Raw genomic sequence first — 18,036 nt, 5'->3', positions numbered from 1 at the left:
CGTGCAGCACCACCCCTTCACCGCCGTCGCCTCCGTTCCCGTGGACCCGGCCAACGCCCGGGTCCACGAGGAGGGCTGGCAGTCCTGGAGCCCCAGCGGCGCCTATGCCCTCGGCGACAAGCCGTACCGCCCGACCAACGACAACTGGGCAACGGTCTGCTACCGCCCCGGCGTGACCGTCCCCGAGAGCACCTTCCAGGGCGAGGGCCTGCTGGCGCTCGACCCCGGCGACGGCTCCCCGGCCCGTCTGTGGGCGGCCGTCGACCCGACCGCCGAGGTGCCGTCCATCCGCCTGACCGTGGCGGACGGCATCGCGGAGGTCACCGCCGACGGCGCGGTGAAGGAGTGGACGGGCACGGACGTCCAGGCGGCACTGGGCAGTTGGGCCGACAGCCTCGGCGTCGAGCCGCCGCGCCCGGCGCCGACCGTCTGGTGCTCCTGGTACGAGTACTTCACGAACGTCACCGAGGACGACATCCACGAGAACCTGCGTGCGATGGACACCCTCGACCTGCCGATCGACGTGGTCCAGATCGACGACGGCTACCAGAAGGCCCTCGGCGACTGGCTCACCCTGTCGGGCCGCTTCCGCTCCCGCGAGGGCATCGCGGACGCCATCCGTGCCCGCGGCCGCCGGGCCGGCATCTGGACGGCCCCCTTCCTGGTCGACCCGGCGAGCGACCTGGCCACGGAGCACCCCGACTGGCTGGTCCGCGGCACCGCGGGCGGCTTCACCCACGCCGGCCGCAACTGGGGCCACGACCTGCGCGTCCTGGACACCACGCACCCCGAGGCGGCGGCATACCTGACCGAGGTCTTCCGCACCCTGCGCACCGAGGGCTACGACTACTTCAAGGTCGACTTCCTGTACGCGGGCGCCCTGGAAGGCGTACGGCACAAGGCAATCGACGCCCTCACCGCGTACCGCGAGGGCATCGAGCTGATCCGCGGGGCGATCGGCCCGGACGCGTACCTGCTGGGCTGCGGCGCCCCGATCCTGCCCTCGATCGGCCTGTTCGACGCGATGCGGGTGAGCCCCGACACGGGCCCGCACCGCCGCCCCGAAGCCGACGACTTCAGCCAGCCGGGCCAGGACCCGGCCGAGTTCACCGGCGCCGGCCGCCAGTGGCAGCACGGCCGCCTCTGGGTCAACGACCCCGACTGCCTGATGGCCCGCCCGGCCGTGGAGACACGGGAACGCTGGGCGGCACACGTGGAGGCGACCGGCGGCCTGATGGCGTCCAGCGACCGCCTGCTGTCCCTGGACGAGTGGGGCGTGGCCACCACCCGCCGGCTGCTCTCGGGAGCCGAGCGATGACCCGCGCCCTGAAGGTGCCGGGCATCGCGTACGGCGGCGACTACAACCCCGAGCAGTGGCCCGAGGAGGTCTGGGCCGAGGACATGCGCCTGATGGCCGAGGCCGGGGTCACCATGGTCAGCGTCAACATCTTCTCCTGGGCGCTCCTTGAACCCTCCGAGGGCACGTACGACTTCTCGCGCCTCGACCGCATCCTCGACCTGCTCCACGCCCACGGGATCGCCGCCGACCTGGCGACCCCGACGGCGGCCCCGCCGGCCTGGTTCTTCGTGAAGCACCCGGAAGCGCTGCCGGTGGACAAGGACGGCCGCCGACTCTCGTACGGCAGCCGCCAGACGTTCTGCCCTTCGAGCCCCGCCTACCGCGAGGCGGCCCTGCGCATGGTCGGCGAGCTGGCCCGGCGGTACGCGGAGCACCCTGCGGTCGTGATGTGGCACGTCCACAACGAGTACGGCTGCCACAACGCGGAGTGCTACTGCGACACCAGCGCGGAGGCGTTCCGCGCCTGGCTGCAGGACAGGTACGCGAGCCTGGACGCGCTCAACCACGCCTGGGGCACCACCTTCTGGAGCCAGTGGTACTACGACTGGGACCAGATCCTGCCGCCGCGCGCGACCGGCGCCGTCCCGAACCCGACCCACCAGCTGGACTGGCGCCGCTTCTGCAGCGACGCCCTGCTCTCGCTGTACGAGGCGGAGCGCGACGTCCTGCGGGAGGCCGCCCCGGAGACCCCCGCCACCACCAACTTCATGGTGATGTACAACTTCGACGCCCTCGACTACTGGCGCTGGGCGCCCGAGCTGGACATCGTCTCCAACGACCACTACCTCCAGTCCGCCGACCCCGAGTCGCAGATCGACATCGCCCTCAGCGGCGATCTGGTCCGCTCGCTCGCGGGCGGCCCGTGGCTCCTGATGGAGCACTCCACGGGCGCGGTGAACTGGCAGCCGGTCAACCGCGCCAAGACGGCGGGGGAGTTGCGCCGCAACGCCCTCGGCCATGTGGCGCGCGGCGCCGACGGCATCGCGTACTTCCAGTGGCGGGCGGCGAAGGCGGGCGCCGAGCAGTGGCACTCGGCGATGCTGCCGCACGCGGGCACCGACAGCCGGATCTGGCGGGACGTGGTGCAACTGGGCGCGGATCTGCGGGCGTTGGCGGAGGTGCGGGGTGCCACCGGCACCGCCGAGGTCGCCGTCGTCTGGGACTGGAACGCCCGTTGGGCCCTGGAACTCCCCTCGCAGCCCAGCGGCGAGCTGCACTTCCAGGACCTGGTCCGAGCCTGGTACGAGCCGCTGTGGCGCTCGGGCGTGGCGGTGGACTTCGTCCGCCCGGACGCGGACCTGTCGGCGTACCGCCTGGTCCTGGCCCCTTCGCTGTACCTGATCGACGACGCGGGCGCCGCCAACCTCACCGGCTTCGCGGAGCGCGGCGGCACGCTGGCGGTCGGCTTCCACAGCGGGATGGTCGACGCCAACTGCCATGTCCGGCTGGGAGGTTACCCGGGCGCGTTCCGGGAGGCCCTCGGCGTCCGCACGGACGAGGTGTTCCCGCTGCTGCCCGGGCAGACGGTGGCCCTGAGCGACGGCACCACGGGCACGCTCTGGTCGGAGCGGATACGGCTGGAGGGCGCGGAGGCGGTGACGTCGTACACGGACGGACCGCTGACCGGGATACCGGCGGTGACCCGCAACTCGTACGGCACGGGCACGGCCTGGTACGTGGCCACCCAGCCGGACCCGGAGGCCCTGTCCGGCCTCCTGGAGCGCCTCCGCGTCGAGGCCGGGGTGGAACCGGTGCGCTCCGCTCCCGCGGGCGTGGAGGCGGCCCTGCGGCGCGGCACCGAGGCCGACTACCTCTTCCTGATCAACCACACCGACCAGGACGCGGAGGTCGCCGTCTCCCCGGAGGCGACCGAGCTGCTGTCCGGGCAACCGGTGGCCGGCGGGAGGGTGACGGTGGCGGCGAGGGAGGTCGTGGTGGTGCGGGAGCCACTGGTGGGTACCCGGTAGCGAAGTCGCCGGAGCCTCCCGTAGCGAGGTGAGCGGTCATGCCCGAGCTGCCGGACGTCGAGGGATTCCGGCGGGTCTTCGTGTCCTGCGCGAAGGGCCGGGTGATCCGGCAGGTCGACGTCCGTGACGCGGGCGTACTGCACGGGGTGAGCGCGCGGTGGCTGCGGGAGGCGCTGGAGGGCCGGCGCTTCACCGGGGCGGAGCGCCACGGGAAGTGGCTGCTGGCCCGAACCGGCGGCCCCACCCTCGTGCTCCACTTCGGCATGACCGGCCTGCTGGTCTGCGCCCGCCCCGACGACGCGGTCGAGCCCCACGACCGCGTGGTGTTCACCGTGGGCGCCGACCGCCAGCTCCGCTACCGCGACCAGCGCAAGCTCCAGGGCCTGTGGCTGGCCGAGGACGAATCCGCCGTCGGACGGCTGCTGGCGGGCCAGGGCCCGGACGCGCTGGAGATGGACCGTGAGCGGTTCGAGGCCGCGCTCTGCGCCCGCCGCGGCACGATCAAGACCGTCCTCACCAATCAGTCCCCCCCCGCGCCTTCGTCGAGGCGTTGCGACGCTTCGGTCATTGTTCTCCTCAGCCGTGCCGCGAGCGAGAAGCGCCTCGCGAGTGCCCGCCCCGACCGGCGGGAAACCAGCGACTCCTCCGCGTGCCGACGCTACCCACGCGTCGAGCGGCGCGGGCGCTGCCACGCCTCCGGAGCAGGGGCGGATCGCCCGGCCGCCAAACCAGGGGCGACCTCTTCGCATCAGGCTCTTTGCGTCAGGGCATCGACGACGAGACGGCCACCTGCAGGGGCGGGTGGCCACGGCCACCCCTTCCGGGGTGCGCGCCGCCTCGTCCTGCCCGTCCATGTCGGTCCAGGCCCAGGGGCAGAAGATGCCGGGCAGTTCGGCTCCGGCGCGGGGCACCCAGGAACGTCAGCCGGGCCTCCACCTCACCCAGCAGAACCCGCAGACTCGGCCCGGTCCGGTCGTGCCGGCCGTCTCCGCCGCCAGTCCGCCAGCAGCCTGGCCGCCAGGGCGTCCTCCAGGTGGGTGGTCGTGCGGATCCCGAAGACGACGTCGGCCTCCAGGCCCGGTTCGCTCTCCAGGAGGCCGCCCACGACGTCATGCCGTACGACCTGTTCGTGCACGGCGTCGGCCTCCACGTGCTCGGTGTAGAACCGCACGGCCGCCGCTCCGGCCCCGGCCCGGCCCATTGCTTCGGCGAGGCGGCGGGAGGCCGGGGACGAGGTCACCTCGACGGCGGCGAAGTGCCCGACGAGCGCGCCGCGCAGCGCCCGGTGCAGACCGAACAGGGACATCAGATTGACGGTGGCGAGCGCCTCGGCGGGGGCGGTGTCGACGTAGTGCCCGTATGCCGTCTCCAGCCCCAGATCCGCCATGAGGTCGGCGTACAGCTGCGCGTGGATCTCGTCCGCGCGGCCCGCGCCGAACTCGTCGAACTCGACGGCGACCATCGCCGCCTTGGCCCGGCCGTGCAGCCGGGGGATGACCCAGGCGTGCGGATCCGCTTCCTTGAGGTGGTAGAGCGAGCGCAGGGCCGCATACTCCCGCAGGTGGCCGAGATCGCCTTCGTCGCGCAGGAAGTGCGAGACGCTGCCGACGGCGTCCACCGGTTCGACCTGCAGTTCGTCCAGTGCCTGCCGGGCCGTGTCGGAGGCGTCCACCGGCACGTCCGCGCGCAGTGCCCCGAGAAAGCGGTCCTCGATCTCGGCGCGGCAGGCCAGCAGACCGCTGTCCCACTCGAGCCCGTCGGGCACGCCCTGGAAGCCCTCGTAGTGCAGCTCGTAGAGGACGTAGAGGGCGAGCTGCAGATCCTCGCCGTACGGCGAGCAGCGCGCCGGGGGCGGAATGCGGTCGGGGGCCGGTCCCCGCAGCAGGGCCAGCACGGCGCCTGAGAGCGGCCCCCGCGGTTCGGGCAGTGGCGGCGGCCGGTGGCGAGACTGGTCGCGGGGGCGGGTCGTGGTCATTCGGGGCCGCCTTCGCAGGGCCGCCCGCCGCGGCGGCGATGGCTGGTGTCGCACCAGGGGTACGTACGGCTGCGGCGGCAGGTGCAGACGGCCACGGTGAAGCGCCGGGAGACCGTCACCTCGCCGTTCTCGTCCACCACTTCGACCGGTCCCTCGATGAGGAGGGGCCCGTCGCGCTGGACGCGAACCCGGCGGGGCCGGTCAGGTGTGTTCGGCACGGATCACCACCAGCTCCTCCGTCGTACCGCCGGCCGTCAGCCCCCGGTCGCGCAGCCAGCCGAGCCGTGAACGCAGCACGCTGCCGAACGGGAGCCGGGTCCGGTCGACGACCTCGGCCCGCAGACCGGCGTTCGCGAGGCGCACCACTGTGGCGTCGATGCCGCACAGATGCGAGTGCACGATCAGCAGTGCGCCCGTCGGCCGCAGGAACGTCGACGCGGTGTCGCAGATGCGGTCGATCAGCAGCCGGCCGTCCGGACCGGCGTCCCAGGCCCGGGCGGCACCCACGGGCGGCGTCTCGTCCTGGGCGGGCACATAGGGCGGGTTGGCGACCACGAGGTCGAAGCGGCGGCCGCGCACGGCCGAGGCGAGGTCGCCGTGGCGCACGCGCAGGGTCTGGCCGTTCAGCAGGGCGTTGAACCAGGTGGCCGCAACCGCCCGCCAGGAGATGTCGACGGCGGTGACCCGGCCGCCGAGCCGCGCCGCCTCCACCGCGAGCACTCCGCTACCGGTGCCCAGGTCCAGCACGTCCGTACGTTCCGTGATCGCCTCGCGGCACATCGCCCGCCGCAGCAGCCGGGTGTCGGTCTGCGGGGGATAGACGCCCCGCGGGACCCAGCAACGGGGCGGGGCGGCGACGATCGAGCGGCTGGTGGTCATGGGTGTCTCCATCAGCCTGGTGCCTTCCGCCGAGGACGAGCGCCACCGGGGCGAACCGGCAGCGTCCCACGGGTACCCCCTGCCGACAGACGTAACGACCGGCGCCGAGAGGCCCGAACGCCATAAGGCCTCACCGCCAGGTCACACACCTGAGCGTGTGAACGACGCCCGCGACCTCCCTCCCGATGCACTGAACGGCCCGACGGTTCTGTCGATCGACCGTGTCATGCAACACAATCGCTCGACATTGTCGAGTGACAATGTCGTGTGTATGTTGATCACAAGCGACAGCCGGTGCGGCACGAAAGGCAGACCCATGACCAAGACGCCCCTGCGTGGAACCGAGCCGATCCCCCAGCGTCCGGCCCTCCCGCTGGTCGGCCACGCGTTCAGCGTCCCCAGCGGTGCCGACGGCCTGCTCCATGTGATGAAGGAGGCCAAGGAGCTGGGGCCGCTCTTCCGGCTCCGGATCTTCGGCAACGACATCAACCTCGTCTCCGGCCTGGACCTCGTCACCGAACTCGCCGACGAGACCCGCTTCCGCAAGAACGTCCACCCCGACCTCGTCGTCCTCCGGGCGATCGGCGGAGACGGGCTGTTCACGGCCTTCAACGACGAGCCGAACTGGCGCAAGGCGCACGACATCCTCATGCCGGCGTTCTCGCTCGGTGCGATGCGCGGCTACCACGCGACGATGCTCAAGGTCGCCCGGGAGCTGACAGGGAAGTGGGACCGGGCGGCAGGCACGGAGCCCGTGGACGTCGCCGCCGACATGACCCGGCTCACCTTCGACACCATCGGCCTGTGCGGCTTCGGCTACGACTTCGAGTCGTTCGCCCGCGAAGAGGCCCACCCCTTCGTCACCTCGCTGTCACGGGCGCTCGGCTTCGCGCAGGCCAAAGGGGAGTCGATCCCCGGTACGGACCTCTTCAAGTGGCGGCAGGCCGAACAGTTCCGCGGGGACGTGACCCTGATGCAGGACCTGGTCGACGACGTGATCCGGCAGCGCAGGGCTTCCGGCGACCAGAGCACCGACGACCTGCTCGGGCGGATGCTGAACACCCGCGACGCCGTCACGGGCGAACCGCTCGACGACGTGAACATCCGTCACCAGGCGATCACGTTCCTCATCGCCGGGCACGAGACCACCAGCGGGGCGCTGTCCTTCGCGCTCTACTACCTGACCAAGCACCCCGAGGTCCTGGCCCGTGCCCAGGGGGAGGTCGACGCGCTGTGGGGCGACACGGACGCGCCCGAACCGGACTACGCGGACATCGGGAAACTGACGTACATCCGTCAGGTGCTCAACGAGGGCCTGCGGTTGTGGCCCACGGCGCCTGTTTATGCGGTGGAGCCGCTTGAGGACACCGTCATCGGCGGGAAGTACGCCGTGCGCAAGGGCGAGTCGCTGCTGGTGCTCATTCCGCAGCTCCACCGGGACCCGGCCTGGGGCGAGAACGTGGAGCTGTTCGACCCCGACCGGTTCCTGCCCGAGCGGGAGGAAGCACGCCCCGTCCATCTGTTCAAGCCGTTCGGCAACGGTGAACGCGCCTGCATCGGCCGCCAGTTCGCGCTGCACGAGGCGACCCTGGTCCTCGCGCTCCTGGTGCACCGCTACCGCCTGATCGACCACACCGACTACCAGCTGAAGATCAAGCAGTCCCTCACTCTCAAGCCCGACGAGTTCACCCTCGACCTGGCCCGGCGGGCCGCCGCGGAGCGGCGCCGGCCCGCCGCCGTGACCGGCGCACCCGCGACCCTGGAGCGGCCCGCGGCCCGGCGCGTCACCGGCACCGCACTGACCCTCCTGCACGGCTCCAACCTGGGGACCTGCGCGGGCATCGCCCGCGATCTGGCCGAGGACGGCGGCGAACGCGGATTCACCGCGACCGTCACGCCCCTCAACGAAGCGGTGGGCAAACTGGCGCCCGACGCCGGGCCCGTGGTGATCGTGGCCGCCTCCTACAACGGCAGGCCGACCGACGACGCCACGGAGTTCGTCGCCTGGCTGGAGGGACTTGAGCCGGGCTCGCTCGACGGAGTCCAGTACGCCGTACTCGGCGTCGGAGACCGCAACTGGGCCGCCACCTACCAGCGCGTCCCCACCCTCATCGACGAACGGCTCACCGCCGCGGGCGCCGTACGCCTGCTGGAGCGCGGTGCCGCCGACGCCTCCGGGGACTTCGGCGGCACCGTCGACCGGTGGACGGGTGACCTGTGGGCCGCCCTGCTCGACCGGTACGGAGCCGAAGGCGAGGCGGCTGCGGTGGAGACGGAGACCGACCAGGACGCGGGGCTGTACGAGCTGCAGGACACGACCGACTCGGTCATCGGCGGGCTCGCGGCACGCCACGGCGTCCAGCCGATGGAGGTGCTCGACGCCTACGAACTCGTCGACATGGACCATGGGCTCGGCCGTTCCAAGCGCTTCGTGCGGCTGCGGCTGCCCGAGGGCGTCACCTACCGAACCGGCGACCACCTGGCCGTACTCCCGCGCAATCCCGACGCCCTGGTCCAGCGGGTCGCCGACCGGTTCGGCCTCGACCTGGACCGCACCGTCCAGCTGCGCGCCCGCCGCCGCAGCCGCAACATCCTGCCCGTCGACCGCCCCCTGACCCTGCGCCGGCTGCTGACCGACTTCGTCGAACTACAGGACGCGGCGACCCAGGAGCAGGTCGCGGTGCTCGCCGAGCACACGGCCTGCCCACCGGAGAAGCGCCCCCTGGCAGAGCTGGCGGCGGCGGAACCCGAAGCCTTCCGTGAGCAGGTGACGGCCGCCGGGCGGAGCGTCCTGGACCTGCTGGAGCGCTACCACGCCTGCGAGTTGCCGTTCGAGCGCTTCCTCGAACTGCTCCCCGTGCTGCGCCCGCGTCACTACTCGATCTCCTCCTCCGCGCAGGCTGCCCCGGGCGAGGTGGACCTGATGATCTCGCTGCTGGCGGCACCCCACCGCGGTGGCGAAGGAACGTTCCAGGGCATCGCCTCGCACTACATCCAGACCGTTCGGGCCGGGGACACCGTCCAGGCCAGGGTGCTTCCGTGCAGCGAGTCGTTCCGCCTGCCGCAGGACCCGTCCGTCCCCGTCATCCTGATCAGCGCCGGCACCGGTCTGGCCCCCTTCCGCGGAGCCGTCCTCGACCGCAAGCACACGGGAGCGACCGGGACGCTGCTGTGCTACTTCGGCTGCGACCACCCCGCCGTCGACTACCTCCACCGCGAGGAATTCGAGCTGGCCGAGGCGGCCGGAGCCGTCAGCATGCGCCCCACCTTCGCCTGCGCGCCCGAGAACGGCGCCCGCTATGTGCAGGACCGCATCGCGAAGGAGAGCGACGAGGTCTGGGCCGCGCTGGAGGCCGGCGGACGCGTCTACATCTGCGGCGACGGCCGCCGCATGGCTCCCGCCGTGCGCGAGGCGTTCATGGCCGTCTACCGGAAGTACACGGGCGCGGACGACGAAGAGGCCACCGCCTGGCTCGCCGCCCTGATCGAGTCCGGCACCTACGTCGAGGACGTCTGGGCCGGCTGAACACACCGCATCCCCGCCGCGGGGCACGGGCGTCCGCAGCGCCCGTGCCCTCCCCGTTCCGAACGCCACCTGCTCTCCCCCACGTGAGGTTGCCATGCCTGTCGAACGCTCGGCGGTCCGCCCAGGACCCGTCCTCTTCCCGCACTCGTTCTCGTTGCAAATGAGCGGCCGGTGAAGGCGCGCGGCGGCACCGTTCTCACCTCCGGTGTCGCGGTGGCGCTCATCGCCGGAGTGACGCTCGGCAACGGCGGCGCAAATGTGATGCCCGTCTTCGTCGACGACTTCGCCTCGCGCTTCGCCATGTCCAACTCCGGTGCCGGACTCGTCGCCGCGACCCAGCTGCTGGCGACCGCCGTCGTGACCCTGCTGCTGGCCCGACGGGCCGCGCGGCCGGGCCGCGTGGGGCTGACCCGCCTCGGCCTCGCCTGCGCGGGAGTCGGCTTCCTGGCCGCGACGGCAGCGCCCGACGCGGTGACCCTGATCCTGGCGAACCTGGTCCTGGGAGCAGGACTCGGTGCGGTCTACGCCGCGGCCACAGCGGCGCTCGCCGCCACCGACGACGCGGACAAGGCGTCCGCGGTCACCATCTCGGGGACGGTCGCGGTGACGGCGCTGCTGATCATGGCGGTTCCCGCAGCCAACCACGACCTGGGGGAGGGCACCGGGTTCGTCCTCATGGCGCTGTGCTGCATGGCCGCCTGGCCCCTCGTGCGCAGGCTTCCGGACGGCCCCCCGGCCTCCGGTGGCACCTGCCACGGCGCGGACGGCAACGGCGTCGCGGCCCGCCCTTCGGTGATCCTGCTGGCGGGAACGGCGCTCCTGTGGGCAGTCACCCAGGGGGCCTGGTCGTATGCCGCGGTGCTGGGACGTCAGCACACCGCCATGTCGGACTCGCTCGTGTCGGCGGTCCTCGCGGTCTCGAGCGTGGTGGCACTCGTCGGCGCGGTCGTCGGCCCCGCAGCCGCACGCCGCTTCGGGCGCATGCGGTCGATGGCGGCGTTCGTCACCGCACAGGCCCTGGCGATGGCCGTCCTGATCTCCACCCACGACACCGTGCTCTTCATCGCCGCAGCCGTGATCTGGCAGGGGTGCCAACTGGCCGTCCTGGTGCAGATGCTGGCCGCCGCCGCGCTCATCGACCCGACAGGGCGCCTGGTCGCGTCCCTCAGCGGCGCGGGCGCGCTGGGCACCGGCATCGGACCCCTGGCCGTCGGCGCCGTCCTGGACGCGGCGGGAGCCGGCGTACTCAGCGTCCTTCTGGCTCTCGGCACCTTCGTCGCCTCTCTGCCCCTGCTCAGGATGACGGTGGCAGGTGCGGGCGCCCCCGCCGAGCGTCACCCGGCTCCGGCGCCTGCTGCCGAGGCGGGTTGAGAGCATCCGGCGCTGGGGCCGAGTCCGGGTCGGCGGCATGACCGTCAGCCGGGACTCGGCCCTTCGCCGTCGAGGCCACCGCATGCGACAGCACCTCGACGACCGGGGTTCAGAAGTACGTCCGGACAGACGCGGACAGCGGCCGTCCGCGTCGGCAGGTGGGCGCCGGCCACCCCGGCCCATGCGCGTGGTGGCCCGTCGGTGCTGGTCAGTCCGTAGGTACGGTCACGAGGTCCAGCCGGCCGCCCGCCAGGGCCACGACGGCGGAGACCAGCGCTTGGAGCGCGGTGTGTTCACCAGCCTCGTCGGGCAGCGACAGGTGCTGCATGGTCAGTCCGTCGAAACCCGCGAGGAAGAACCGCGCGAGCGTCTCGGCCGGCTGGCCCAGCTGGTGGCCGGTGCGTTCGGCCGCCTCGTTCACCAGCTTCGTCGTCACGTCCACGATCCCGCCGTAGTGGCTGCGCAGGGCCTCGCTCAGGGAGGGGGTGCGCAGAGCGAACATGGACAGCTCGTTGAGCAGTAGGTAGCTGGTGGGCTGCTCACCCACGGTGCGCCACAGGGCGGCGGCGAGAGCCGTGACCGTCGCCTCGAAACCGGCGTCCTCGGGTGCCGCCCGCTCGACCTGCGCGACCAGGTCCTCGGTGAGCTGCTCCATGACGGCGCGGTAGAGCCCCTCTTTCGTGCCGAACGTGTAGTGCACGGTGGCCTGTGCGACGCCCAGCTCGGCAGCGATGGCGCGCGTGCTTCCGGCTGCGACGCCCTCCCTGGCCATGAGGTCGATGGCCGCTTTGATCAGCTGGGGGCGGCGTTCGGCCGCGGAGACGTGAGCCATGCTCCCATTGTATCGACTTAGTCCATTGGTCAAGTCGTTCGATCAAGTCGATGGGGGCGAGTGAAGGGGCGCGCTGCAGCGGCGGACACGAGGCCCCCTGGCCTGCCCGTCCCACCGCCGCTGCAACAAGCTCCTCAAGCCGGGCCACTGATCGTGTCCGTCCAAGCGGTCTGCGAAGACGCGTACGCCACGCCGGACAACCGCCCCCGACCAGCAGGAACACACGATCAAGAGGATCTTCACTGGTTGAACAGCTCGGATTGATCACTCACTGAGGAATTGATTTCTTCCTGGATCCGACTGTCTGATCAACCGCCCGCCCCCGAGATTCGGTTGTGCCTGAACCCGACCGGACAGAAGGGAGCGGGGCCGTGTCCCGTTCACTCCGTAGAAGAATCGCCGGCGCCCTGGCCGTGGTCGCCCTTGCGGGAGGGTCGCTGACCCTGGCCGCCGGTGAGGCCGGCGCCGTCCCCGTCCCCAACCCCCACTGCAACTCCCCCGTCTTCACAGCCTGCGTCGCGATCGTCAACCAGAGCGTCGACGCGAACAGCTGGCGTATCAGTGTCACCGAGCCCAACGGCCACAGGTGGAACCGCTGCCTCACGGGCGGCCATCGCGGCGAAACCAGCCACTACACGGACGTGTGGTTCTCCAACAGCGACCAGGTCTCGCTGACGGCCTACCGCGCCGGCAGCTGCGAGGGATGGAGCCGGAACGACGACTGGTACGGCGACTGGTACTCCACCCCGGACCAGTACCACCAGATCGTCGTCAACAGGCACTGACCGCCGTACACCGCTCGCAGCACCGGACCCTCCCCCCCATTGCTTCTCTCCCCGCAAGGAGCCACCCAAGTGCGTCCCCACGCTCTGACGACCCCCGCAGCAGAGCCCACAGTGAAGAAGAAGAGCAAGCACCGCCGCTGGCTGGCGTCGGCGCTGAGTCTTGGTCTCGCGCCGCTCATCCTGCTGGCCTCGCCCGGCTCCGCCTCGGCGGACACCTGGTGCTGGAAGCCGGACGGCTACGACATCCGCAAGGGCGACACCACCTGGGCCAAGTCCCAGACCCAGGCCGGCAACACCTTCCAGGACTGGGTGTGGCGCGGACCCACTTTCCGCTGCCCCACGAACTCACCCGGCTGCCAGTACGCCTGGCAGCAGCAGAAGACGACGGGCTGGCAGTGGTCGGTCGGCGTCAGCGTCAGCAACCCCGTCCCGTGGCTCAACCAGGTGCTCGCCAGCGTCACCCCCTCCTACGGCCGCAACGGGTCCACCTCCACCACGTTCAACTTCACCACGAACCTGCGCCCGGGCCAGTACGCCCAGCCGATCCAGGTGGTGGAGCGCCGCTGGACGAAGGGCACCTTCGTCGGCGCCTTCCGCACCGACCACTCCGGCTGCGAACACGGCTCGGAGCGGTACTGGTGGGACGGCAACTACGAGTGGGGCTCGTGGCAGGCCAACCTCCGGGTCAACGACTACGGCTCGTACAACATCTGGGACTGACACCCCAAAGCCGGCCCGGCCCCGGTGTTCCTGCACCTTCACCGGGGCCGGGCCTCCCTCCTGTTCGACCTCCGACCTCATGAGGAACCCCGGCCATGCACCCGCGCAGTCTCCGCCGTCTCCCCCGCACCGCCCTGCCCGCGGCCGCCGCCCTCCTGTGCGCTCTGCTGGCCTCCTGCTCCCCGGGCAGCGCATCCCCGGCCGCCGCGGGAGCTTCCCCCTCCGGTGCAGATCCGATGACGACCGTCTCGCCCGGCCCCGCCGTCACCCCCTCCGTCACCTCCTCGCCCAAGACGCTGCCGCCTTCCCGCCTGTGCGCCGTCCTAGACCGGTCCGCCGCCGGGCAGGTGCTGACCGGCCCGAAGCAGGCTCCCCGCGTCGCACCCGGCAATGGCACGGCTTTGGACTCCTGTAGCTACGCCTCCGGCGACGGGACGGCCCTGCTGACCCTCAACCCGTCCGCACGCTCCTACGACGCCGAGGTCTCCGCCTCGCACAACCTGGTCCGCGACCCCGCGTCGGCGGGCATGCGCGACGTGAAGGTCACCGAGGTCGCCGGGCTGGGGCAGGGCGCCTTCCGCGAGACCGTGCAGGTGCTGCAGCCGCCGCAGAACGTCGCCTACGTGGTGTGGCGCGCGGGTTCCAGGACCTGGGTGCTCACCCTCGCGGACACAGACGGGGCGACGGACGCCGACCGCCTCGTATCGCTGGCCCGGCAGCTCACTCCCCGGCTCCCGCACTGACCCCGCACGTCCGCCGATAGGGTGCGTCCGGCACGTACGTCCGCCACTGTTCCCGCGTCAGGTCGGTGCCCGCCCGGGCGCAGACCCGCGCGAGCGCCCGTCCGGGATCGACGGCGTACCGCTGGAGCGGGACGTGCGCACTGCCCGTGTACAGGGTCGTGCCGTCGGGGGAGAAGGCCAGGGACTCGACGGCGTCGCCGGGCGTGGTCAGCGGGGTGCCGAGCGGCTGGCGGGTCGCCACGTCCCACAGCTGCACGCTCCCGGCGTCGCCGCCCACCGCCAGCGTCCGGCCGTCGGGGCTGAACGCCAGCGCGCTCACCGCCTCCGGGCGGTCACCGAGCGGCGCGGGGAAGACGTTGCGCAGCACACCGGCACGCCGGCTCGCCGTCCTGTCCCACAGGGCGACCCGCCCCATGTCGTCGCCGACCGCGAGTACGGAGCCGTCGGCGGAGAACCCCACCGCGCCCACGTGCTCGCCCTGCACCAGGTCGCGGCGCGCGACCTTGGCCAACGGCAGCCCGGCGAGCCGTCCGTCACCGACCAGCAGCCCGCCGTCGGGGCGCACGGCCAGGTGAACACTGGCCAGCCCCGGCAGCACCGCCGTCCTGCGGCGAGCCGCGGTGTCCCAAGCCTCGCCGTACAGGTCGCCGCCAGGCCGGAGAGGGGAGCGGGCGGCGTACAGGGTGCGCCCACCGGGTCCGAGAGCGGCCTTCACCACCGGGTCTTTGGGCAGGTCCATGGTGGAGCGGACGCGGCGACGGGCGATGTCCCACACCGTGAACGACTGTGCGACGGCCTCCCGGCCGGGCGCCGAGACGCCGTACGCGAGCGCCGTGCCGTCCGGGCTGAACGCCAGCAGGGGGAGAGGGGCGACGGGGATCGCCGGGTCGGGATCGCGGAGGACCGGTACGTTCACCGGGGGCAGGGTGCGTGTCAGCCGGTCGTCGGCGGTGGCGCGGAGCCGGAAGAGGTAGCGGTCGCCGGATCGCTCGGCCGTGGCGTACGTACGGCCGTCGGGGCTGAAGCCGACGGCGTCGAGCGGGGTGCCGTGCCAGGCCGGGGTGACCGCCGCGCCGAGGTCGAGGGTGTGGACGGTGCTGCCCTCCAGGTAGCGCAGGGTGCGGCCGTCCGGGTCCCAGGCCAGGCCGCTGTAGGGGCGCTGGTTGTTCAGGGAGTGCCGGAAGACGGGCACTTCGGGGGCCGCCAGCCGACGCACCCGGATCTCCTCGCGGTCGGCCGTCGCGAGGAAGGCGCCGTCCGGGCTGAAGGAGGCGTGCTTCACGCCGTTGTCGGCGAGGTCTGCGATCCGCTTGCCGGTTCCGGTGTCCCAGACCCGGAGCCCGGTGCCGGTGGTGGCGGCCAGCCGGTCTCCGTCGAGCGCGAGGACGGTCGTGTTCGTGTCCTCGTCGCAGATGCGGTCCTTCTGCCAGTCGCCGGACAGGGCACGGCGACCGGGGATGTCCCACAGCTGAGGGGCCCGCCCGCCGGAGCAGACGGCTGCCCGCCGCCCGTCCGCGCTGAGCGCCGTGGCCGTCGTACCCGGTGCCGGGGCCTCGAACAGCACACGGCCGTCCGCGACCGAGCGCAGCCGCAGCCGGTCGCCCTCGGCAACCAGGAAGGCACGGTCGTCGCCGGTGAAGCGGACGTCGGTGACCTGCGGCAGCGGATCGGGACCACCGGTCCAGTGCCCGGTGGCCGTGTCCCACAGCCGTATCCCGTCCTCGCCGCTGACCACGAGCACCCGCACGTCCGGGCTCGCCCCGACAACCATGCCGTCGGGCAGCCGGCCCGAGCCGGTGCGCCGGCCCGTTCGCACGTCCCAGGAGCGCCAGGTGCGGTCGACCGGGCTCAGCAGGGTGCGGCCGGAAGCGGAGAGGGAACGCCAGGCGGAATCGCCGGGCACGGGGTCGGTGAAGGTGTCCGTCTCCTGCTGGGCGAGGGAGCCGAGCAGGGCGCGGCGGGACTCGGGCAGCTCGGCGACGCGCCAGGCGGCCGCGCCCAGCAGCAGTGCGGTGCGCGGGTCGGTGGTGCGCAGCGCGTCGGCCACGTCGGCGACCTGGCGGGCCGCTTCCTGGGTGCGCCGGCGCTCGTTGTCGTCGTAGGCACGCCAGACGGCGAGGGCCGTCAGCAGCGCCACCGCCAGGACGGCGGACAGCGACACGGTCAGGATGCGGTGCCTGCGGCTGATCCGGGCCGCGGCCCGCTGCTCCGCCGCCCGGGCGTCCAATGCGGCGCCGAGGAAGGCCCGCTCCGGCACCGTCAGCGCGAGGTCGGCCGCGAGGTCCGGGAACAGCTCCTCGGTGCGGGCCAGCCGGTTGCCCCGGTACAGGTAGCCCGGGTCGCGGTCGTGTTCCAGCCAGGTGCGGGCCGCGTCCGCGAGCATCCGGTGGTGCCGCAGCCGCTCCCGGTCCTCCTCGATCCAGCCGTGCAGCCGGGGCCAGCAGGTGATCAGGGCCTCGTGGGCGAGCTGGACGCCGTCCTCGTCGGCGGTCAGCAGCCGGGCCCGGGTCAGCCGCTCCACCACCACCCGCACATCGGCATCCGCCCACTCCTCCAGCTCGGCCCGGGTGAGCGGGCGGCGGGTGTCGGGGGTGCCCTGACCCGGCTCGACCATCCGCAGCAGCACCCGCCGGGCGGCACCCGCCTGGGCCGGGGACAGTCCGCCGTACACCTCCTCCGCACTCGCCGCGATCGCGCCCCGCACCCCGCCGACGGCCTCGTACCCGGCGAGGGTGAGCATCCGGCCCTTGCGGCGGCGCCAGGTCTCCAGCAGCGCGTGCGAGAGCATCGGCAGCCCGCCGGGCTCGCCCTGCACCTCGTCGACCAGGCGGGCGGTCAGCGTCCGCTCCACGCGGCATCCGGCCGCCTGCGCGGGTCCGACCACCGCCTCCCGCAGCTCGTCCGCCGTCATCGGGCCGAGCAGCAGCCCGGCGCCGCGCAGCGCGTCCGCGAGGCCCCGGTGCTCGGCGCAGCGGGCGTAGAAGTCGGCGCGCACGGCGACCAGCACGCGCAGTCTGCTGTCCGGGGCGCGGGCGGCGAGCAGCAGGTCGACGAAGCGGGAACGTTCCTGCGGGTCGCGGCAGAGGGTGAAGACCTCCTCGAACTGGTCCACCACCACCCAGCTCTCCGGCTCGTCCTCGGCGGGGCTCAGCAGATGTCCGTACGTCGTGGCCGGCATGGCTCCCGGGGTGAGGATCCGCAGCGTGGCAGGGCAACCGAGCGCCACGATCTCCGCCCGCAGCCGCGGGACCAGCCCGGCCCGCAGCAGGGACGACTTCCCGCTCCCCGAGGGGCCGAACAGCACCGCGAACCGGTGCTCGCACACCAGGTGCCCGACCTCGTCGACCACGCGGTCGCGGCCGAAGAACAGATGCCTGTCGTCAGGCTCGAACCGGGCGAGACCGCGGTACGGCGACGGAGCGTCCTCGATGTCCTCCACCGAGGCCGCCTGGTTCGCCTCCGCTTCGGCGGCCTTCCAGCGCGGCTCCCACTCGGCGGGATCGCCCCCGCAGGCGCGTACGTAGCCCTGGACCACGGCGAGAGAGGGAAGCCGTTCACCGGCGGCGGCCATTGACAGGGCGGTCGCCGAGAAGCCCGCCGCTTTAGCCATCGTCCGGTAGGAGGGGCTGCCTGCGGCCTTCCGCAGCTCGCGCAGCTCGTGCGCGAGCCGCTGGACGGGCCCGGCCGTCGGGTCCACCGGTCTCTCGGGCCGCCCCATGACGCGTACCTCCGTAGGTGCGGTACAAGACGTCCTGACATTTGAATGGCGACCATACGGATAGCCGGGTGACATCCGGGTTGCCTGCGAATGATGAATGGGTGACCGCAGCCGGACGGCCGGGGGGGCTTGGAGCCCCGATCCGGAGGCTGTGGTCCCA

At 72.5% G+C, this 18,036-nt stretch carries 12 protein-coding genes and 1 pseudogene; 8 read left to right on the top strand and 5 right to left on the bottom strand.

Annotated elements, in window-relative coordinates:
• Window position 1: 1 nt before the first annotated feature.
• From IH68_RS0123920 to IH68_RS53415, 3 genes and pseudogenes are all read left to right on the top strand, one after another.
• Window positions 2–1,318 (top strand): glycoside hydrolase family 36 protein, encoded by a 1,317-nt coding sequence (locus IH68_RS0123920; protein ID WP_030938578.1) that lies wholly within the window; start codon window positions 2–4, stop codon window positions 1,316–1,318.
• On the top strand, window positions 1,315–3,327 hold the full coding sequence (locus IH68_RS0123915) for a beta-galactosidase (RefSeq protein WP_030938575.1): 2,013 nt from the start codon (window positions 1,315–1,317) through the stop codon (window positions 3,325–3,327). The genes IH68_RS0123920 and IH68_RS0123915 overlap by 4 nt, the downstream gene beginning before the upstream one ends.
• A 38-nt stretch (window positions 3,328–3,365) precedes the next feature.
• A pseudogene (locus IH68_RS53415) lies at window positions 3,366–3,692 on the top strand (DNA-formamidopyrimidine glycosylase family protein); the annotation flags it as partial.
• Between the two features lie 572 nt (window positions 3,693–4,264).
• Here the strand turns inward: IH68_RS53415 and IH68_RS0123910 are convergent.
• Genes IH68_RS0123910 through IH68_RS0123900 form a run of 3 tightly spaced genes read right to left on the bottom strand, consistent with a single transcriptional unit; the run spans window position 4,265 to window position 6,181 of the window.
• Window positions 4,265–5,302 carry an iron-containing redox enzyme family protein gene (locus IH68_RS0123910; RefSeq protein ID WP_030938573.1) on the bottom strand — a complete coding sequence of 346 codons (1,038 nt, stop codon included), beginning with the start codon at window positions 5,300–5,302 and terminating at the stop codon, window positions 4,265–4,267.
• The gene (locus tag IH68_RS0123905; protein WP_030938570.1) at window positions 5,299–5,520 is read right to left on the bottom strand and encodes a CDGSH iron-sulfur domain-containing protein; all 222 of its coding nucleotides are present in this window, start codon (window positions 5,518–5,520) and stop codon (window positions 5,299–5,301) included. Before IH68_RS0123905 ends, IH68_RS0123910 begins: the two co-directional genes overlap by 4 nt.
• A complete protein-coding gene (locus IH68_RS0123900; RefSeq protein ID WP_030938569.1) occupies window positions 5,504–6,181 on the bottom strand; it encodes a HemK2/MTQ2 family protein methyltransferase in 678 nt (225 codons plus the stop codon). Before IH68_RS0123900 ends, IH68_RS0123905 begins: the two co-directional genes overlap by 17 nt.
• Window positions 6,182–6,497: 316 nt before the next feature.
• On the opposite strand from IH68_RS0123900, the gene IH68_RS0123895 reads away from it, so the two are divergent.
• Window positions 6,498–9,707, top strand: a complete 3,210-nt coding sequence (locus tag IH68_RS0123895; RefSeq protein WP_030938566.1) for a bifunctional cytochrome P450/NADPH--P450 reductase — start codon at window positions 6,498–6,500, stop codon at window positions 9,705–9,707.
• A gap of 171 nt (window positions 9,708–9,878) precedes the next feature.
• A complete protein-coding gene (locus tag IH68_RS0123890; protein ID WP_030938564.1) occupies window positions 9,879–11,078 on the top strand; it encodes an MFS transporter in 1,200 nt (399 codons plus the stop codon).
• 208 nt (window positions 11,079–11,286) lie between these two features.
• Here IH68_RS0123890 and IH68_RS0123885 read toward each other — a convergent pair whose 3' ends face one another.
• The gene (locus IH68_RS0123885) at window positions 11,287–11,910 is read right to left on the bottom strand and encodes a TetR/AcrR family transcriptional regulator (protein WP_030938562.1); all 624 of its coding nucleotides are present in this window, start codon (window positions 11,908–11,910) and stop codon (window positions 11,287–11,289) included.
• 371 nt (window positions 11,911–12,281) lie between these two features.
• On the opposite strand from IH68_RS0123885, the gene IH68_RS0123880 reads away from it, so the two are divergent.
• The 3 genes from IH68_RS0123880 to IH68_RS0123870 all read left to right on the top strand — a co-directional run bounded on the left by IH68_RS0123880 (window position 12,282) and on the right by IH68_RS0123870 (window position 14,158).
• The gene (locus IH68_RS0123880) at window positions 12,282–12,695 is read left to right on the top strand and encodes a hypothetical protein (RefSeq protein ID WP_030938560.1); all 414 of its coding nucleotides are present in this window, start codon (window positions 12,282–12,284) and stop codon (window positions 12,693–12,695) included.
• A gap of 69 nt (window positions 12,696–12,764) precedes the next feature.
• Complete coding sequence (locus IH68_RS0123875) at window positions 12,765–13,415, top strand: hypothetical protein (RefSeq protein WP_051833701.1); 651 nt, start codon at window positions 12,765–12,767, stop codon at window positions 13,413–13,415.
• 95 nt (window positions 13,416–13,510) lie between these two features.
• Complete coding sequence (locus tag IH68_RS0123870) at window positions 13,511–14,158, top strand: hypothetical protein (RefSeq protein WP_051833700.1); 648 nt, start codon at window positions 13,511–13,513, stop codon at window positions 14,156–14,158.
• Here IH68_RS0123870 and IH68_RS0123865 read toward each other — a convergent pair.
• Window positions 14,136–17,876, bottom strand: a complete 3,741-nt coding sequence (locus IH68_RS0123865) for a hypothetical protein (protein ID WP_030938554.1) — start codon at window positions 17,874–17,876, stop codon at window positions 14,136–14,138. The two genes, IH68_RS0123870 and IH68_RS0123865, sit on opposite strands and share 23 nt — an antisense overlap.
• Window positions 17,877–18,036: the final 160 nt, after the last annotated feature.

It is taken from the genome of Streptomyces sp. NRRL S-646, from assembly GCF_000720765.1.
Lineage (GTDB): Bacteria > Actinomycetota > Actinomycetes > Streptomycetales > Streptomycetaceae > Streptomyces.
This window is presented reverse-complemented; position numbering and strand designations above follow the sequence as displayed.